This window comes from Streptomyces sp. NPDC021356, assembly GCF_040641015.1.
Lineage (GTDB): Bacteria > Actinomycetota > Actinomycetes > Streptomycetales > Streptomycetaceae > Streptomyces.
In genome coordinates, this window is sequence record NZ_JBFACU010000004.1 from 25,863 (window position 1) to 42,532 (window position 16,670).

The 16,670-nt window shown below is 73.8% G+C and carries 11 protein-coding genes and 1 pseudogene; 5 read left to right on the forward strand and 7 right to left on the reverse strand.

The genetic code is table 11. From position 1 onward, the window contains the following. Positions 1–11 precede the first annotated feature (11 nt). Positions 12–1,043 carry a non-homologous end-joining DNA ligase gene (ligD, locus tag AB0G56_RS06005; RefSeq protein WP_360964330.1) on the reverse strand — a complete coding sequence of 344 codons (1,032 nt, stop codon included), beginning with the start codon at positions 1,041–1,043 and terminating at the stop codon, positions 12–14. A 75-nt stretch (positions 1,044–1,118) separates the two neighbouring features. On the opposite strand from ligD, the gene AB0G56_RS06010 reads away from it, so the two are divergent. Then, a complete protein-coding gene (locus AB0G56_RS06010; RefSeq protein WP_360964333.1) occupies positions 1,119–2,189 on the forward strand; it encodes an ATP-dependent DNA ligase in 1,071 nt (356 codons plus the stop codon). Between the two features lie 13 nt (positions 2,190–2,202). On the opposite strand, the gene AB0G56_RS06015 is transcribed toward AB0G56_RS06010, so the two are convergent. Next, complete coding sequence (locus AB0G56_RS06015) at positions 2,203–3,393, reverse strand: zinc-dependent alcohol dehydrogenase (RefSeq protein WP_360964336.1); 1,191 nt, start codon at positions 3,391–3,393, stop codon at positions 2,203–2,205. A 180-nt stretch (positions 3,394–3,573) separates the two neighbouring features. Here AB0G56_RS06015 and AB0G56_RS06020 point away from each other — a divergent pair. After that, positions 3,574–4,095, forward strand: a pseudogene (locus tag AB0G56_RS06020) (carboxymuconolactone decarboxylase family protein); the annotation flags it as partial. A gap of 98 nt (positions 4,096–4,193) precedes the next feature. Here the strand turns inward: AB0G56_RS06020 and AB0G56_RS06025 are convergent. Continuing rightward, positions 4,194–6,872, reverse strand: coding sequence for an AAA family ATPase (locus AB0G56_RS06025; RefSeq protein WP_360964339.1), 2,679 nt, complete (start codon positions 6,870–6,872; stop codon positions 4,194–4,196). Positions 6,873–7,117: 245 nt separating this feature from the next. On the opposite strand from AB0G56_RS06025, the gene AB0G56_RS06030 reads away from it, so the two are divergent. Continuing rightward, positions 7,118–8,266: a DUF2510 domain-containing protein gene (locus AB0G56_RS06030; protein WP_360964342.1), complete on the forward strand. Its 1,149-nt coding sequence runs from the start codon at positions 7,118–7,120 to the stop codon at positions 8,264–8,266. 114 nt (positions 8,267–8,380) lie between these two features. Here AB0G56_RS06030 and AB0G56_RS06035 read toward each other — a convergent pair whose 3' ends face one another. Beyond that, complete coding sequence (locus AB0G56_RS06035; protein WP_360964345.1) at positions 8,381–9,022, reverse strand: TetR/AcrR family transcriptional regulator; 642 nt, start codon at positions 9,020–9,022, stop codon at positions 8,381–8,383. A 256-nt stretch (positions 9,023–9,278) separates the two neighbouring features. On the opposite strand from AB0G56_RS06035, the gene AB0G56_RS06040 reads away from it, so the two are divergent. Together AB0G56_RS06040 and AB0G56_RS06045 are read left to right on the forward strand one after the other, a co-directional pair. After that, positions 9,279–10,151, forward strand: coding sequence for a phosphatase PAP2 family protein (locus tag AB0G56_RS06040; protein ID WP_360964348.1), 873 nt, complete (start codon positions 9,279–9,281; stop codon positions 10,149–10,151). Continuing rightward, the gene (locus AB0G56_RS06045; protein WP_360964350.1) at positions 10,148–11,164 is read left to right on the forward strand and encodes a hypothetical protein; all 1,017 of its coding nucleotides are present in this window, start codon (positions 10,148–10,150) and stop codon (positions 11,162–11,164) included. Before AB0G56_RS06040 ends, AB0G56_RS06045 begins: the two co-directional genes overlap by 4 nt. Before the next feature lie 29 nt (positions 11,165–11,193). Here the strand turns inward: AB0G56_RS06045 and AB0G56_RS06050 are convergent, their stop codons facing one another. The 3 genes from AB0G56_RS06050 to AB0G56_RS06060 form a co-directional block, all read right to left on the reverse strand. Continuing rightward, positions 11,194–12,030: a phospholipid scramblase-related protein gene (locus AB0G56_RS06050; protein ID WP_360964353.1), complete on the reverse strand. Its 837-nt coding sequence runs from the start codon at positions 12,028–12,030 to the stop codon at positions 11,194–11,196. 52 nt (positions 12,031–12,082) lie between these two features. Further along, a complete protein-coding gene (locus AB0G56_RS06055; RefSeq protein WP_360964356.1) occupies positions 12,083–14,149 on the reverse strand; it encodes a phosphocholine-specific phospholipase C in 2,067 nt (688 codons plus the stop codon). Positions 14,150–14,480: 331 nt separating this feature from the next. Further along, a complete protein-coding gene (locus AB0G56_RS06060; RefSeq protein WP_360964359.1) occupies positions 14,481–16,664 on the reverse strand; it encodes a discoidin domain-containing protein in 2,184 nt (727 codons plus the stop codon). Positions 16,665–16,670 lie beyond the last annotated feature (6 nt).

The window sequence follows — 16,670 nt, forward strand, 5'->3', positions numbered from 1 at the left end:
CCGTCGGGTGGTCAGCCGACGGCCGGGCCCTCCTTGCGCGCCTTGGCCCGGCTCGGCTGCACCCGCTTCGGCTCGCCCGGCATCTTCGGGTACTCGGGCGGGTAGGGCAGGTCGCCGAGGCCGTGGTCGCGTTCGTCCCGGGCGGCCAGTTCCAGCAGCGCGTCCAGGCAGTAGGCGTGGTCGTCCATGTCGGCGTGGACGTCGCCGGCCTCGGCGAACCGGGCGGGCATGGTCGTGATGTCGAAGTCCCGCGGGTGGGCGGGGCCGACCTCCTCCCAGCGCAGCGGCGCCGAGACGGGGGCGTGCGGGCGGGGGCGTACGGAGTAGGCGGAGGCGATGGTGCGGTCGCGGGCGGTCTGGTTGTAGTCGACGAAGATGCGGGCGCCGCGTTCCTCCTTCCACCACTTGATGGTGACCTGCTCCGGCATCCGGCGCTCCAGCTCGCGGCCGACCGCGATGGCGGCCCGCCGCACCTGGGTGAAGGTCCAGCGGGGCTCGATGGGCACGAAGACGTGCAGGCCGCGCCCGCCGGAGGTCTTGGGCCAGCCGCGCAGGTCGCCGAACTCCGCCAGGACGGCGCGCAGTTCACCGGCGGCGCGGACGGCGTCGGCGTAGTCGGTGCCGGGCTGCGGGTCGAGGTCGATGCGCAGTTCGTCGGGGTGTTCGACGTCGTCCCGCCGCACCGGCCAGGGGTGGAAGGTGAGGGTGCCGTACTGGGCCGCCCAGACCACGGCCGCCTGCTCGGTGGGGCACATCTCGTCGGCGCTGCGGCCGCTGGGGAAGGTGATGTGGGCGGTCGGGATCCAGTCGGGCATGCCCTTGGGCGCCCGCTTCTGGTAGAACCACTCGCCGTCGATGCCGTCCGGGTAGCGCTCCAGGGTGGTGGGCCGCTCGCGCAGGGCGCGCAGGATGCCGGGGGCGACCGCCTGGTAGTAGCGGGCGACGTCCAGCTTGGTGTACCCGTGCTCCGGGAAGAAGACCTTGTCCGGGCTGGACAGCCTGACGGTCCGGCCGGCCACGTCCAGTTCCACCGCTTCGCCCATGCGAGCCACGGTAGGCGTACCCCGCGGGCCTCGCACACCGGGCGGAAGGTGCCCTCCGCGCGCAGAATCGCTTGCATGGACCTGCCCGTGATGCCGCCCGTGAAGCCGATGCTCGCCAAGTCGGTGGCGAGGATCCCGCCCGGCATGCAGTACGAGGCGAAGTGGGACGGGTTCCGGGCGATCGTGTTCCGCGACGGGGACGAGGTGGAGCTGGGCAGCCGCACGGGCAAGCCGCTGACCAGGTACTTCCCCGAGCTGGTGGCGGCGCTCAAGGAGCGGTTGCCGGGCCGGTGCGTGCTGGACGGCGAGATCGTCATCGCCCGGGAGGGACGGCTGGACTTCGACGCGCTGACCGAGCGGATCCATCCGGCGGACTCGCGGGTGCGGACGCTCGCCGAGCGGACGCCGGCCTCGTTCGTGGCGTTCGACCTGCTCGCGCTGGACGGCGAGGCGCTGCTCGACGTGCCGCTGGAGGACCGGCGGGCCCTGCTGGTGAGGGCGCTGGAGGGGGTGTCGGCGCCGGTGCACGTGGCGCCCTCGACGACGGACATCGAGGTGGCGCGGCGGTGGTTCGAGCAGTACGAGGGGGCGGGCCTGGACGGGGTGATCGCCAAGCCGCCGGGGCTGCGCTACCTCCAGGACGAGCGGGCCATGTTCAAGATCAAGCACGAGCGGACGGCGGACGTGGTGGTCGCCGGCTACCGCCACCACAAGAGCGGTCCCGTCGTCGGCTCGCTGCTGCTGGGCCTCTACGACGACCGGGGCACCCTCCAGCACGTCGGGGTGTCGGCGGCCTTCCCGATGAAGCGGCGCGCGGAGCTGATCGAGGAGCTGGCGCCGCTGCGGATGGACGACGCGGCCGGGCACCCCTGGGCCGCGTGGTCGAAGGAGGCGGCCCACGAGTCGGCCCGGCTGCCGGGGGCGCCGAGCCGCTGGTCGGGCAAGAAGGACCTGTCCTGGGTGCCGCTGCGGCCGGAGCGGGTGGCGGAGGTGGCGTACGACCACATGGAGAACGGGGCACGGTTCCGGCACACGGCGCGCTTTCGCCGCTGGCGCCCGGACCGCACCCCGCGCAGCTGCACGTACGCCCAGTTGGAGGAACCCGTCCGCTACGACCTCGGCGAGATCCTGGGCTCGGCGCCGTGAGCGCCGAAGCCGCTCAGGGCGTCATCAGCACCTTGACCGCGCCGTCCTGCTTGCGCTGGAACATCTCGTAGGCGTGCGGCGCCTCGGTCAGCGGGACCCGGTGGGTGGCGAAGTCGTCGACGCCGAGCGGGTCCTCGTCGGTGAGGTAGGGCAGGACGTCGTCGGTCCAGCGGCGGACGTTGGCCTGGCCCATGCGGATCTGGAGCTGCTTGTCGAACATGGTGAGCAGGGGCAGCGGGTCGGCCGAGCCGCCGTAGACGCCCGACAGGGAGATGGTGCCGCCGCGGCGGACCAGGTCGATGGCGGTGTGGAGGGCGGTGAGCCGGTCCACGCTGAAGCGTTCCGCGAGCGGTCCGCTCAGGGCGCGCGGCATCATCGCGGCGGTCTGCTGGACGAGCCGGGCGACATGGCTGCCGTGCGCCTCGGTGCCGACCGCGTCGATCACCGCGTCGGGGCCGCGTCCGTCGGTGCGGTCGTGGATCGCGGCGACCAGTTCCTTCTCGTTGTCGAAGACGCGCAGGTCGTACGTCTCCACGCCGCGCCGCTCGGCCCGGGCCAGCCGTTCGGGGACCAGGTCCACGCCGAACACCCGTCCGGCCCCGCGTGCCAGGGCGATCCGGCAGGCCATGTCGCCGATCGGGCCGAGGCCGAGCACGGCGACGGTGCCGCCGCGCGGGACGTCGGCGTAGGCGACCGCCTGCCATGCGGTGGGCAGCACGTCGGAGAGGTAGACGAAGCGGTCGTCGGCGGGCCCCTCGGGCACCTTGATCGGTCCGTACTGGGCCTGCGGCACCCGCAGGTACTCGGCCTGGGCGCCCGGGACCGCACCGTACAGGCGGGTGTAGCCGAACAGGGCGGCGCCCATGTGCTCGCTGGTGACCTGGGTGGTCTCGCACTGGGTCTGCAGGCCCGCGGAGCACATGAAGCAGTGCCCGCAGGAGATCTGGAACGGGACGACCACCCGGTCCCCGGGCTTCAGGTTCGTCACCTCGGGGCCGACCTCCTCGACGATGCCCATCGGTTCGTGGCCGAGGATGTCGCCGGGGGTCATGAACGGGGTGAGCACCTCGTACAGGTGCAGGTCGGAGCCGCACAGTCCGGTGGACGTGATCCGGATGACCGCGTCCGTCGGCTCCTGGATCTTCGGGTCGGGCACGTCCTCCACCCGGACGTCGCGCTTGCCCTGCCAGGTCACTGCCTTCATCGTGTCGCGCCCCTTCCGTCACGCCGCGTGCCTTGGCCGACGCCCGGGTACCCGGGCGGGCACCGGCGAACCGGCCGGGCGGCGGGTTCGGCGGGCCCCCTCGGGGGTGCCCTGGGGGTCAGGGGCGCGCGGCGGCCGGTTCCACCGGGTTGCGCAGGCCTTCGGCCGCGTCCGCGACCCCGGGACCCGGCGACACCGCCCGCGCACCTGCGGGAGCTCGCGGACGCGGTGCCCGATGCGGCCTTGGTGGAGATCCCGGGCGCCTCGCACCTGGCGCCGGCGCAGTGCCCGCAGGCCGTCCTGACCGCGCTGCGCGCCCACCTGGACGGCCCGGCCCGGCGCGGCATGGGGGTGCGGCGCGAGGTGCTGGGCGACGCGCACGTGGACCGGGCGCAGGCCCGGCAGACCCCGTTCACGGCCCGGTTCCAGGACTTCGTCTCCCGTTACGCGTGGGGCGAGATCTGGACCGATCCGACGCTCACCCGCCGCGAGCGCAGCATGGTCACCATGACGGCGCTGGTCGCGCACGGGCACTACGACGAGCTGGCCATGCGCGTGCGGGCCGCCCGGCGAGGCGGGCCGACGCCGCAGGAGATCGGCGCGGTGCTGCTCCAGAGTGCCGTGTACTGCGGCGTGCCGGCGGCGAACTCGGCGTTCGCGGTGGCGCAGCGGGTGCTGGCCGAGGAGCCCGGCGAGGGGTGACCCGGCCGGTCGCACCCCCGGCGGCGGCATCCCGCCTGGCGGGCCGCAGCACCCCACCAGGCGGGCGCCCGGTCCGGGGCGCCGGGCCGCGCGCGGCGCTACCGCAGCCCGGCGCCCGACTCCAGGACGTCACGGGCCCGGGCCGCCAGGCCGTCCGCGCCGCACGAACGCGCCAGCGCCAGGCCCCGCTTCAGCTCGGCGACGGACCGGGAGGCGATGCCGTACTCGACGCGGGCGGCGGCGTGTTCGTACTGGCAGGGGGAGGCTTCGAGGTAGGTGGCGGCCTGGGCGGCCAGGCGGACCGCGCGCTGGCCGGTCTCCAGCGCGGCGGCGCAGCGCAGGGCCTCTCCTATGGCGGTGTCGGTGCCGAACCGCTCGGCCTGGCGGCGGACGTCGGCTGCGAGCCGTGCGGCGCGGGCCGGTTCCTCGGCGGCGAGGGCGCGGGCCAGGTCGGCCGCCCAGGGCACCATGACCGGGTTGTGGTGGCCGCGGACGGCCGCCGCCTTCTCGGCGGCCTCCAGTTCGGCCACGCCCTCCTTCGTGCGGCCGGCGGCGAGCAGCAGCCGGCCGCGGACGCTGCGCGGGTCGGGGATCACGATGGTGGCCGGGTAGGGCGGGGCGAAACCGTACCGCTCGGCGATCTCCCAGGCCTCCGCGACGTGGCCGCGGGCGAGCAGGGTGTCGACGAGGTTGCAGGTGGCGGTCCAGTACAGGGGCAGTCCGCGGCCGACCCGTTCGGCGATGCGCAGCGACTCGCGCAGCGCCGCCTCCGCCTCGCGCAGCCGGCCGCGCCTGCGGTGGCCCAGGCCGACGTAGGCGTGGGCGAGGGCGAGGTGGCCGCCGTTCCAGTGGGCGCTCTCGTAGGCGCGCAGTGCTTCGTTGTAGAGGGTTTCGGCGCGGTCCAGGCGGTCGCTGTAGGCGTAGGCGCTGGCGAGCATCAGCAGCAGTTCGATGCCCCACTCGGTGTCGGTCCAGCCGAGGCCCGGTGCGAGCCGGCCGTTGACGAGGGCGCGGTCGCACAGTTCGGCGACCTCCTCGGCGTTCTCGCCGCGTGCCATGGCGTCGAAGCCGCGCAGGATCAGCAGGGCCCGTTCGGAGTTGTCGCGTCCGGTGCAGCCCGCGGCGAGTTCGGCGAGCCGTTCGGAGCGGTCGGGGGTGATGGTCTCGCCGGTGTGCAGGCCCTCCCACATGTACTGGACGGCGTGCAGCCGCAGCCGGACGGGGCCCGGTTCGTGGCGGGCGGCCTCGGCCTCGACCGTGCGGACGGCCTCCTCCAGCTGGTTGTTGTGCAGCAGGGCCTGGGACAGCCGCCAGACGGCGTCCACGCGGACCGGGCCGTCCAGGCCGGGCATGCCCAGTGCCGTCTGGAGGTGCTCGATGGTGGTGGCGGGGGCGGTGAGCAGCGTGGCGCAGCCCAGTTCGTAGAGCACGCGCGCGTGCACGTCGGGGGTGGGCGGCTCCAGCAGCGCCCGCTCCAGGCAGCGGCGGGCGGCCTCGGGGGCGCCGACGGCGAGGTGTTCGCGGGCGGCCTGCCGCAGCTGGTCGACGAGTTCCTCGTCGTCGTCCGGGTGGACCTGGAGCAGGTGCCGGGAGGCGGCCGCGGCACCGAGGCCGGAGTCGGCGACGACCTGGGCGGCGATGCCGTGCATGGCGGTGCGCAGGGCGTCCGGGATGGAGTGGTAGACGGCGGTGGCGATGAGCGGGTGCACGAACTCCAGGTCGCTGTCGCCGCCCCGCGCACTCGCCGGGTCGGGCTCGGTGAGGATGCGGGCGCCGCGCAGCAGTTCGGCGCAGCGCACCGCGTCCTCGCGGCCCATGGTCGCGAGCCGGGCGACGAGGTCGACGGAGATGCCGGTGCCCAGGATGGCGGCGGCCCAGGCGAACCGGGTGGCGTCGATGCCGAGTTCTTCCAGGCGGGCGACGAGGCCGCCGCCGCGGGCTGAGCGGTTCAGGTCGCGCAGTTCGCCGGCGTGCGCCTCGACGGGTTCGAGTTCGCTGTCGCGCACCTTGGCGAGGAGTTCGACGGTCTCGTAGGGGTTGCCGCCGGTGACCGCCCACACCTCGCGGCAGAACGGGGCGTCGGCGTGCGGACCGAGGGAGGTGCGGGTGAGGGCGGCGGTGGCGTCCGGGGACAGGGAGCTGAGGGTGCGCACGCCCGCGGCGGCGGCGACCGTCTCCAGCAGCCGGGCGCCGTCCCCGCCGACCTCGCCCGGCCTGCGGGTGACCACGAGCAGGACGGGCGCTTCGTCGAGGCGTTCGGCGAAGGCGGCGAGCCAGCGCAGGCTCTCCTCGTCGGCCCAGTGGGCGTCGTCGATCGTCAGCACCAGCGGCCAGTCGCGTCCGGCGAGCCGGCTCACGGCGTCGACCAGGCCTTCGCACACGCTGCGCGGGTCGGCCTGGCCGTCGCCGGGTTCCGCGATGCCGAGGGCGGGGCCCGCGATGCCGTACCACTGGCCGAGGTACTCGCGGGCCTCCTCGGGCATCAGCGACAGCAGCGCGGGCTGCAGGAGTTGGCGGACCACGTTGAACGGGACGGCCCTGAGGATCTCGCCACCGCGCGCCGACCACACCGCGCAGCCGCGTGCCTCGGCGATGCGGCGGGTCTCGGCCAGCAGGGCGGTCTTGCCGAGGCCGGCCTCGCCCTGGAGGAGCAGCAGTCCGCCGCGGGACGTGCGGTCGGCGCACAGGGCGTCGACCGCGCGCAGGATGGTGGTGACTTCCTCGTCGCGCTCCCACAGGGAGGCCGAGGCGGCCGCATCCGGCCGTACCTCCGTCATCCCGCTACCTCCCCAGTCGCCCGAACGACGTACGGATCCCGAGCCTAGCGGCCGGGCCGTCCGAACGGAGGCCGGACGGGGCAGCTGTTCCCGTGACGGGTGACGTGCGGGGCGGGCGGGCGACGCGGCGCTCCCGCACCTCACGGGGGAAAACCGACATGTCATCACCTGTGCGCCCGCGCGACCGCGGTCGCGGAGCCGGGCCCTCTCATACCGCTTTCACGGACGCCTCATACGGTGGGGGCATGACGCAGGTGACTCCTCCCGGGTGGTACCCCGACCCGGGGCAGACAAGTGACGGTCCCGCCACCGAGCGCTGGTGGGACGGCAAGGCATGGACGGAGCGGACCCGCCCCGCCGGGTCGGCCGCCGTATGGGGTCCGCCGGCGCAGCCCCCCGCCCCGCCGGCGCAGCCCCCCGCCCCGCCGGCGCAGCCTCCCGCCCCGGCGGCCCACCCGGGCCCGCAGGGCGATCCCCACCACGCGATACCCGCCGGCTTCCCGGGCCATCCGGTGCATCCGGGATACCCGGGGCAGCCGCCCGCCCGCTCGCGCCGCGGGCTGCGCACGGGCATCGCCGTCGCGGTGACCGCGGCGGTGCTGGCGAGCATCGGCGTCGGCGTGTACGCGCTGAGCAAGGACGACGGCGGGCGGGCGGACCGTGCCGGTTCCCAGCAGGGCCGGGGCGGGCAGAGCGGCCCCGGGGACCGTGAGGGTTCCGGCGGCGGGCGCGGGCCGTTCGGCGGGCCGGGCGGGGACGGCGGGTCCGACGGCTCGGGGGGCTCCGGCGGGTCCGGCGGCTCCGGAGGTTCCGGCGGGTCCGGCGGCTCCGGAGGTTCCGGCGGCGGTTCGGAGGCGCCCAAGGTCCGCAGCGGTTCGGTGCCCGACGCGGCCAGCGGCATCAGCCTGCCCGTCCCGGCCGGCTGGTACGGCCAGCAGCTCGGCGTGGGCGCCCAGATCACCTCCGACGACAGCTACAAGTGCCCCGGCGACACCTCGAAGTCCTGCACCAAGGGCGGCGCGTACTCGGCGCCCGCGATGGTGCTGGGCACCCGGGGCAGCACCGCCGAGGAGGTCGCCAAGGCCGACATCGCGGCCAACGCCGAGGAGTCCTACGGCGGCAAGACCTACGGGGCGATCACCTCGCACCAGGTGCTCGCCTCCAAGGCGGTGACGGTGGCCGGCCAGAAGGGCTACCTGGTCCGCTGGAAGGCGGTCACCAGCAAGGGGTCCGACGGGCTGGTCGAGTCGCTGGCCTTCCCGTCCCCGGCGCGCCCCGGGCGGCTGGTCGTGGTGCGGTTCGGCGTGGACGCCGACCAGCCGCAGTCGCTGCTCGACGACATCACCAAGGGGATCAAGGTCTCCTCGGGCGGCGGCAGCGGACAGGACGTCTGACGCACCGGCACCGATGTCGGCCGGGCCGGGTCCCTCTCCGCTCCAGAGGGGCCCGGCCCGGCCGGGAGTGCGCCGCCCCCGTCCCCACGGTGCGGCGCGCAGGTCACCGTCCAGTCATCCCGTGGACGGCGGCCTGAGTCTCGCGGTGAGGCCGAGCGCGGGCAGCACGGCGGCCTCCACGAACCGGACCATGTAGTCCGCGTCCGCGTACGTCCCTTCCAGCACGGGGCGGATGCGCAGGACACCGAACATCTGCGCGGGCACGTACGCCACCGCCGGGTTGTCGGCGGCGACCTCCCCGCGCTCGACCCCGCGCCGCAGGATCTCCCGCAGCGCGGCGATCTCCGGCTCCACGAGGGTCTCGCGCAGCGCCTGCTTCAGCTCGGGGTCCTGCATGATCGCGTGGCCTAGCGCCTGAAGGAGCCGGGTGTCCTTGCCGGACCACTCCCCCGCGGCCCGCGCGGCCTGCCTGAGGTCCTCGGCGAGCGAGCCGGTGTCGATGCCGCCGAAGCGCGTGCGCCGGTTCGAGCGCAGGGCGGCCACCACGAACTGCGGCTTGTTCCTCCACTGCCGGTAGAGCGTGGACTTGCTGCAGCGGGTGCTGGCGGCGACGCCCTCCATGGTGACGGCGTCGTAGCCGCACTCGCGGATCTGTTCGAGGACAGCGTCGAAGAACTCCTGCTCACGCTCGGGCGTGATCTTGGAGCGGCGCGAGGCGACAACCGTGTCCGGTCCGTCCGCGGCCTGCGACGTCATCGCTCTTCTCCTCGCTGTCGCTCGTGGTTCGAGTGCGGCTCCAGCCGCTCTCCAGTGTGTCTCGTGCCGAATGTGAGAGACCTCAACCGATACGCCAGTGTACCGGTACTCGACCGTATCGGTACACTGACGTATCGGTACGATGTCGTATCGATGCTGCCGGGGCGGGCACCGCTCCCGTACCGGGCCGGCACGCACCACGTCACACCAGTCACACACGTCACACACGCACCCACGCACGCGAAGGGGCCGGGGCATGAAATCCCGAAACGAGGCCGCCGCGGCGGAGCCCTCGAGGCCCGCACGGCCCGCGCTCGTGCGCGAGCTGCTGCTCGTCGCGGGGCTGTTCCTCGTCTACAAGGTGGGCCGCCAGCTGGCCGCCGACCACACCGGCGAGGCCTTCCGCAACGCCCACCACGTGTGGAACCTGGAGCGGGCGCTCCACCTGCCCGGCGAGGGCGCGGTGCAGTCCCTGCTGCTGCACGGCGACGCCCTGGTCCGCATCGCGAACACCTACTACGCCACCGTGCACTTCCCGGCCACCGTGGGCCTGCTCGTCTGGCTCTACCTGCGCCGCCCGGCGCACTACGTCTGGACCCGCCGCGCGCTCGCCGCGCTGACCGCGGCCGCCCTGGTGCTGCACCTGACGTTCCCGCTCGCCCCGCCGCGGATGCTCGCCGCCACCGGCCTGATCGACACCGCCCGCGTGTACGGGCCCTCGGTGTACGGACCGCCCAGGACGGACCACTTGTCCAACCAGTTCGCGGCCATGCCCTCCCTGCACTTCGGCTGGGCGCTGATGGTGGCGATCGGACTGGTCGTCGCCACCCGTTCCCGCCTGCGCTGGCTGTGGCTGCTGCACCCGCTGCTGACCCTGCTGGTCATCGTGGGCACGGCCAACCACTACTGGCTCGACGCGATCGTGGCGACGGCGCTGCTCGGCATCGTCCTCGCGGCGCTCCCGCTGCCGCACGGCCGCTCGGTCGCCGTCACCCTGGGCCGGCAGCGGCCCGCACCGGCCGAGGAGGCCGAAGACGCAGGAAAGACCGCAGTCGCCGGAGAGGCCGCAGTCGCCGGAGAGGCCGGGGAGGCCGGGGAGAGCAGCACGCTCGTCGGAGCGGTCCGATGAGCGCCGCCCTGCTCGCCGTGGTCCTCTCGCTCTTCTCCGCCGTCGCCTACGCGGGCGCCGCCGTCGCCCAGGAGCGGCTCGCCGCGCGGTCGGCGGGCGCCGGCGCGCTCGGGCTGCTGCGGCGCGGAGGCTGGTGGTGGTCCGTGGCCCTGAACGGGTCCGCGGCGCTGCTGCACGTGGTGGCGCTCAAGTACGGGCCGCTGACCGTGGTCCAGCCGCTCGGCGCGCTCACGCTGGTGGCCGCCGTGCCCATGGGTGCACGCCTGGCGGGGCGAGGGGTCGTCGCCGCCGAGTGGCGGGGCACCGCGTGCACCCTGCTGGGGCTCGGCGCGCTGCTCCTGGCCGCGTCCGGGCCCGCGCCGGAGCAGGTGCTGAGCCCCGCCGAGGCACTGGCGGTCGCGGGTGCCACGGCCGTCCTCATAGGAGCGCTGTCACGGCCCGGGGCGCGGCCCGGGCTGCGGCACGCGACCGCGTCCGGTGTCGCCTCCGGAGTGGCGTCAGCGCTCACCCAGACCGTGACCGTGGCCGCCACGGACCACACCGGACCGCTGCTGAGCGCGCGTGTGATCGTCGTGGCGCTGCTGGTCGCGGCGTTCGCGACGGGCGGACTGCTGCTCTCGCAGACCGCGTACCGGGGCGGTCTCGGCGCGCCGCTGGCGGTGGTGACGCTGACGAACCCGGTGGCCGCCGCGGTGATCGGCCTGACCCTGCTGGGCCAGGGACTGCAGGGCGGCGTACGGGGGGTCCTGCTCGCGCTCGCGGGAGCGGCGCTCGCCGCCTGGGGCGTGGTCGAACTGTCGCGGGCCGCCCCGCGTCCCGGGCAGGACGCGCCGACGCCGGCGCCGGCCCCCGCGCCCGGGAGCGAGCCCGCGCCCGTGACCGCGCAGGACGGCGGCGCCGAGGCGCACCCGGTTGCCGCCGTGCTGGCCCTCGAGCCGGGGACGGCCTCCCCCGAACCGCTGCTGCTGCCCCGGCCCCGGCCGCCCGGCCCGGAGCACCTCACGGCGCACTGAGGCCCCGCCGGCCGGTCGGCCGGCGGGTGTCAGCCCCAGCCGCGCGCGTCCTGCTTGAGCGCCGTGTCGACGGTCAGCGCCGTCGCCACCACGAGGCTCAGCAGCGGCTCGGGCAGCTGGTAGTGGATCTGCAGGACGTAGTTGTCGGCCGTCGTGAACATCGTCTTGGCCAGTCCCTCCCACGTCTTGGTGATCCGGGCCACCTCGTTGTCGGCGTGGTCGACGATCGCGAAGTTCCAGGCGCGCCAGTTCTCCGCCTTGATCGCGCCGACCTGCTGCCCGTTCGCGTTCATCGCGAAGTTGATCTTTCCGAGGACGTTCTGCTGGACGATCTCGCCGACCTGCGAGCCGTCGGGCCGGGAGACGATCACCCGCGACTTGAGGAACTTCGCGGGGCGGGTGAGGACGAGCAGCGGCTGCCCGTAGCCGTCACGGATCTCCAGCCGGTGGGTCATGAACTGGTCGATGCTGGAGACGAAGCGGACGGCCTTGCGCAGCGCGCTCTGCCCGACCTCCGTGACGGCGCCGATCTGGTTGCCGTTCTGGTCGAAGACCTTGTACTCGTTGGTCAGCTCGATCAGCTTGGCCTTCTGGTTCACCACGAGGACCGGCTCGCTGAACAGGGTGCCGCCGCCGACGCCGCCGCCGGGGGCGACGCCGGCCTGCTGCTGCACCTGCCGCTGCACGCGCGCGTCCGGACCGGCCGGCTGGGCCGGCACCTGCGGCGCCGCCTGCTGGACCGCGGGGGCCTGCTGGGCGGCGTGCGTGTGCTCGGTCCACTGCGCGCCGTCCCAGTAGCGCAGCGTCTGCGCCGCCCCGTGGGGGTCCGGGTACCAGCCTGCAGGTGTGTTCGAATGCGTGGTCACCGGGGCACACTACCGCGAGCCGGCCGGAAAGCAACCGCTGTCTGTTGGCAGGTCAGCCGGTCGCGAGCGCGGGATCGCTCACACCGGGAAGGCCGTTCTCGACATGTCCGGCGAACCGCCGCAGGAAGGACGGATCCGCGCCGGACGTGACGGTGAGGTCGTACCAGCGTCCGCTCGCCGCCAGTGCGACGGTGCGACGCACCGTCGCACCCGGCCGGACCCGCACCGTCGTGCGGTCGCCGCCGTAGCCGTTCGCCACCGTCAGGTCCACCGCTCCCGACCCCTTGTTGGTGAAGGTCAGCTCGATGTCGTCGCCGGCCGGCCGTGCGGTCACCTCGGGGCCGGCCGTCTTCCCGGGGCCCTTGAAGGCGCGCAGGAAGCCGTTGGGGCCGTACACGGTCAGGTCGTACTTGCCGCCGGAGTACACGGAGTTCCAGGTGTCGGAGACGGTCTTGCCGGCCTCGGTGGTGTAGGTCCAGGGGCCGTCGGAGCGACTGCCCGAGGTGATGAGGAAGGCGGCCCCGGCCTGCGCGCCCGAGGCGAAGGTGAGGGTGAACTTCCCGGCGGCCACGTCCGCCGAACCGTCCACCATGGGCGCGTACTTGAGCGGGCGGGTGGGCCGCGTGCCGGGCTCCTGGCGGGGCAGGGAGCCCTGGGCCGGCGGGGTCGGCACGTAGTCGGGGTGGCGGGCGTGGTCCGGCGGGGCGTACCCGGCGGTGTCCGGCAGGGAGAGGGGCCGGGTGTCCGTGCGGGAGAAGTCGAACGCGGCGGTCAGGTCGCCGCAGACCGCCCGCCGCCAGGGCGAGATGTTCGGCTCGTGCACCCCGAAGCGGTGCTCCATGAACCGGATGATCGAGGTGTGGTCGAACGTCTCGGAGCAGACGAAGCCGCCCTTGCTCCACGGCGAGACGACGATCATCGGCACGCGCTGGCCGAGCCCGTAGGGTCCGGCGGCGTGTCCGGCGTCACCCCTGAACAGGTCGAGTCCGGCGTCGACCGTGGACAGGCCCTGGTCGGCGGAGTCCGGCGGGAACGGCGGGACGAGGTGGTCGAAGAAGCCGTCGTTCTCGTCGTAGGTGAGGAACAGGGCGGTCTTCGCCCACACCGCGGGGTCGCTCGTCAGCGCGTCGATGACCTGGGAGACGTACCAGGCGCCGTAGTTCGCGGGCCAGTTGGGGTGCTCGGTGAAGGCCTCGGGGGCGACGATCCAGGAGATCTGCGGCAGCTTCCCGCCCTTGACGTCGGCCTTCAGCCGGTCGAAGAAGCCCTCGCCCCGGCCGGCGTCGGTCCCGGTGCGCGCCTTGTCGTACAGCGGGTCGCCCGGTGCGGCGCCGCGGTACTGGTTGAAGTACAGCAGGGAGTTGTCGCCGTAGTTGCCCCGGTAGGCGTCGTTGATCCAGCCCCAGCCGCCGGCGGCGTCGAGGCCGTCGCCCACGTCCTGGTAGATCTTCCAGGACACGCCCGCCTTCTCCAGACGCTCGGGGTACGTCGTCCAGCTGTAGCCCGCCTCCTCGTTGCCGAGGACCGGGCCGCCGCCCTTGCCGTCGTTGCCGGTGTGGCCCGTCCACATGTAGTAGCGGTTGGGGTCGGTGGAGCCGATGAGCGAGCAGTGGTAGGCGTCGCAGACGGTGAACGCGTCGGCGAGGGCGTAGTGGAAGGGGATGTCCTTGCGGGTCAGGTACGCCATCGTCGTACTGCCCTTGGACGGCACCCACTTGTCGTAGCGGCCCCGGTCGAAGGCGGTGTGCCCGTCGTTCCAGCCGTGCGGGAGGTCCTGGACGAAGGCCAGGCCCAGGTCGTCGGCGTCGGGGCGGAACGGCAGGATCTCCTTGCCCGCGCCGTTCGTCTGGTGCCACACCGGCTTGCCGTTCGGCAGCGTCACCGGGCGCGGGTCGCCGAAGCCGCGGACGCCCCGCAGGGTGCCGAAGTAGTGGTCGAAGGACCGGTTCTCCTGCATGAGGACGACGATGTGCTCGACGTCCTCGACGGAGCGGGTGCGGTGGTTGGCGGGCAGCGCCGCGGCGCGCTGGATGCTGCCGGACAGCGCGGCGAACGCCGTGGTCGCGCCCGCGATCTGAAGGAAGCGGCGCCGGTTGACCTCGGGGGTGGGTGACGGCATGGGGGTCCTCTCATCCTCGTGCACGGACGGCCGGAACGGGCGGGTGCTGCGCGCAGCGAGTGTTCCAAGAGGACCGAACGTGAGGGAAGGGTGCGGTGACACCCAGGTGAAAGTCGGGGGTACGGACATGGATCGCTTCGAGCGAGCCGTCAGGTCGCGCCGGGGGTGCGCCCGGTGCCCGTTGCCGGGCGCACCCCCGGCCATGCCGTTGCCGGAACCGTGCTTCCCGCCCCCTGTCCCCCGCCCCCGCCGCCGGCCCTGTGGTCGGCGGCGGGGGCCCGCCGGCCGGCGCCCGCAGCGGATGGCGGCGCCGTGGTGCGAGGACGACGGCTCAGGGGGTCGCGTAGGCCTCCACTTCGCTGAACTGGCCCGCCGGCCAGCCCGTGTTGGCGGAGACCGTCAGCCGCAGACTGCGCAGGCTCGTCCCGCTCGGCAGGGCGACGGTGACGCTGTTGCCCGTCGCCGGGTCGAAGCGGTAGCCCTGGGCGCCCACCACGGTCGTGTAGTTCGTGCCGTCGGTGCTGCCCAGGACCGCGATGGTCTGGGACCGGGCGCCCCAGGCCGCCGACGGCGGGAGCTTCAGCACCAGCCGGCGCACGGCCTGACTCGATCCGAGGTCGACGGTGAGGGACTGCGGGAAGGCGTTGTTGGTGGACTCCCAGTAGCTGTTCGCATCGCCGTCGACCGCCTTGCCGGGCGTGTAGACGTCCTGGGAGCCGGTGGCGGTGGCCGGGCGGCCCTTGGCGAGGTTGCGGTTCGGGTCGGGGTCGGGGTTGCCCTGGCCGGGCTGCGGCCAGGTGGAGCAGTCCTCCCACGTGCTGGTCCAGCCGGAGTTGCCGCCGCCGTCGGTGAGCGCGAAGCTGCCCGAGCCCGACGGGTACGGGCAGTTGTAGACACCGGCCGAGCCCACGCCGGTCGCGGTGACGCCGCGGAAGGCCGCCGCGCCCTGGGCCTCGGCCTGGACGACGACCGTGCCGGTGTTGCGCACCGTGGCGCCGTCCACGGTGACGTTCTTCACCGGGTACCCGTGGCCGCCGCCGGAGACGAACTCGAAGGCGCTGTAGGGGCTGTCGGTGATGGTGGTGCCGGTGATGTTCACGGTCGCGTTGATCGCGCTGTCGTAGGAGTCGACGCGCAGCGCGCCCATGGGGTGGTTCCAGTTCGGGTTCATGGCGCCCGCCCGCACCAGGGTGTTCCCCGCGACCGTGATCGTGCCGGCCAGCGGGTTGAAGGGGTCCATGAACTTCTGGTTGGAGATCGCGATGCCGCTGCCGAGGGCGTTGGTGTCGGAGACCAGGTTGTCGCGGACGGTGATGTCGGTGCCGCCGTAGATCGCGATGCCGTTGGCGAGATTGGGCTGCGAGATGGTGTTGTTCTCGAAGCTGCTGTTCGTGTCGGGGGCGTACAGGGACCACATGGCGAGGGCGTCGTCGCCCTGGTCGCGCAGGAAGTTGTCGCGGACCCGCACGCCCCTGGCGTTGCCGTTGAGGTTGAGGCCGTCGGCGGTGGTGTCCAGGATGCGGTTGTCCTCGACGACGAGGTTGTCGTTGTTCCCGGTCAGCCACAGGCCGCACTTGAGGTGCTGGATCCACATGCCGGAGACGGTGGAGTCCGGTCCGAGCGAGCCGTTGACGAAGTTGTCGGGGCTGCCGTCGTTGCGTTCGGTGACCTCGCCGATGACCGCGAAGTCCTTGAGGTGGACCTTGCCCGTGGAGCTCGACTGGTTGATGAAGCTGGAGCTGTGCACGACGGAGTACCAGCTGCCCGCGCCCTGGAGGGTGACGTTCTGCACGCCGCCGAGCGAGGACGTCAGCCGGTAGTCGCCCGGCGGGATCCACACCACCCCGCCCTGCGCGGCGCTCACGGCGTCGCGGAAGGCCTGGGTGGAGTCGCCCTGCCCCGTGGGGTCGGCGCCCTTGGATACGACGGAGACCGATCCGGCGGGCTGGCCGGCCGGCGCGGCCACCTGTTCGAAGTCGGCGACGTCCACGGTGACCTGGACGTTCGCCGCCTCCAGCGCGATCTTGTCACCCGCCTGGACGCTCTGCCCGAGCAGCAGGCGGGCGTTGTCGAAGAAGTGGTGGGTCTTGCTCCTGGCGATCCAGCCGGTGTCGACGTAGGAGTACTTGGAGGTGACGGTGAGGGTCTTCGCGAGCCTGGTGCCGTTGACGTAGACGTTCAGGGTGCCGGACTGGCCGTCGGGCACGTTGTAGGCGACGTTCAGGGCGTTGGCGGCGCGCGGTGCGGTGAACTCCACGCGCTGTCCCGCCGCGAGCCGGACGGCCTGGCGGCCCGACGCCTCGGAGGCGAGGGTGCCCTGCGTGTAGTCGGGGCCGATCTTCGTGCCGGTGGTGGTGGCGGACTCGGCCTCGACGGAGGTGAAGGGCAGGGTGGCGCCGGCGGCGGCGTGGGCCGCGGGCGCACCGAGGGTGACGAGCATGCCGGCGGCGAGGGCGACGGTGGTCGCGACGGCCGGCAGGCGGCGGGCGGTTCTGGGCGTGCTGGTGCCGTGCATGGGCTG

What these genes read in the sequence shown, in the direction of transcription:
- AB0G56_RS06055 (WP_360964356.1), bottom strand. Translation starts at nt 14,149, where the DNA reads ATGCCGTCACCCACCCCCGAGGTCAACCGGCGCCGCTTCCTTCAGATC.
- AB0G56_RS06010 (WP_360964333.1), top strand. Translation starts at nt 1,119, where the DNA reads ATGGACCTGCCCGTGATGCCGCCCGTGAAGCCGATGCTCGCCAAGTCG.
- ligD (WP_360964330.1), bottom strand. Translation starts at nt 1,043, where the DNA reads ATGGGCGAAGCGGTGGAACTGGACGTGGCCGGCCGGACCGTCAGGCTG.
- AB0G56_RS06060 (WP_360964359.1), bottom strand. Translation starts at nt 16,664, where the DNA reads ATGCACGGCACCAGCACGCCCAGAACCGCCCGCCGCCTGCCGGCCGTC.
- AB0G56_RS06040 (WP_360964348.1), top strand. Translation starts at nt 9,279, where the DNA reads ATGAAATCCCGAAACGAGGCCGCCGCGGCGGAGCCCTCGAGGCCCGCA.
- AB0G56_RS06025 (WP_360964339.1), bottom strand. Translation starts at nt 6,872, where the DNA reads ATGACGGAGGTACGGCCGGATGCGGCCGCCTCGGCCTCCCTGTGGGAG.
- AB0G56_RS06030 (WP_360964342.1), top strand. Translation starts at nt 7,118, where the DNA reads ATGACGCAGGTGACTCCTCCCGGGTGGTACCCCGACCCGGGGCAGACA.
- AB0G56_RS06015 (WP_360964336.1), bottom strand. Translation starts at nt 3,393, where the DNA reads ATGAAGGCAGTGACCTGGCAGGGCAAGCGCGACGTCCGGGTGGAGGAC.
- AB0G56_RS06035 (WP_360964345.1), bottom strand. Translation starts at nt 9,022, where the DNA reads ATGACGTCGCAGGCCGCGGACGGACCGGACACGGTTGTCGCCTCGCGC.
- AB0G56_RS06045 (WP_360964350.1), top strand. Translation starts at nt 10,148, where the DNA reads ATGAGCGCCGCCCTGCTCGCCGTGGTCCTCTCGCTCTTCTCCGCCGTC.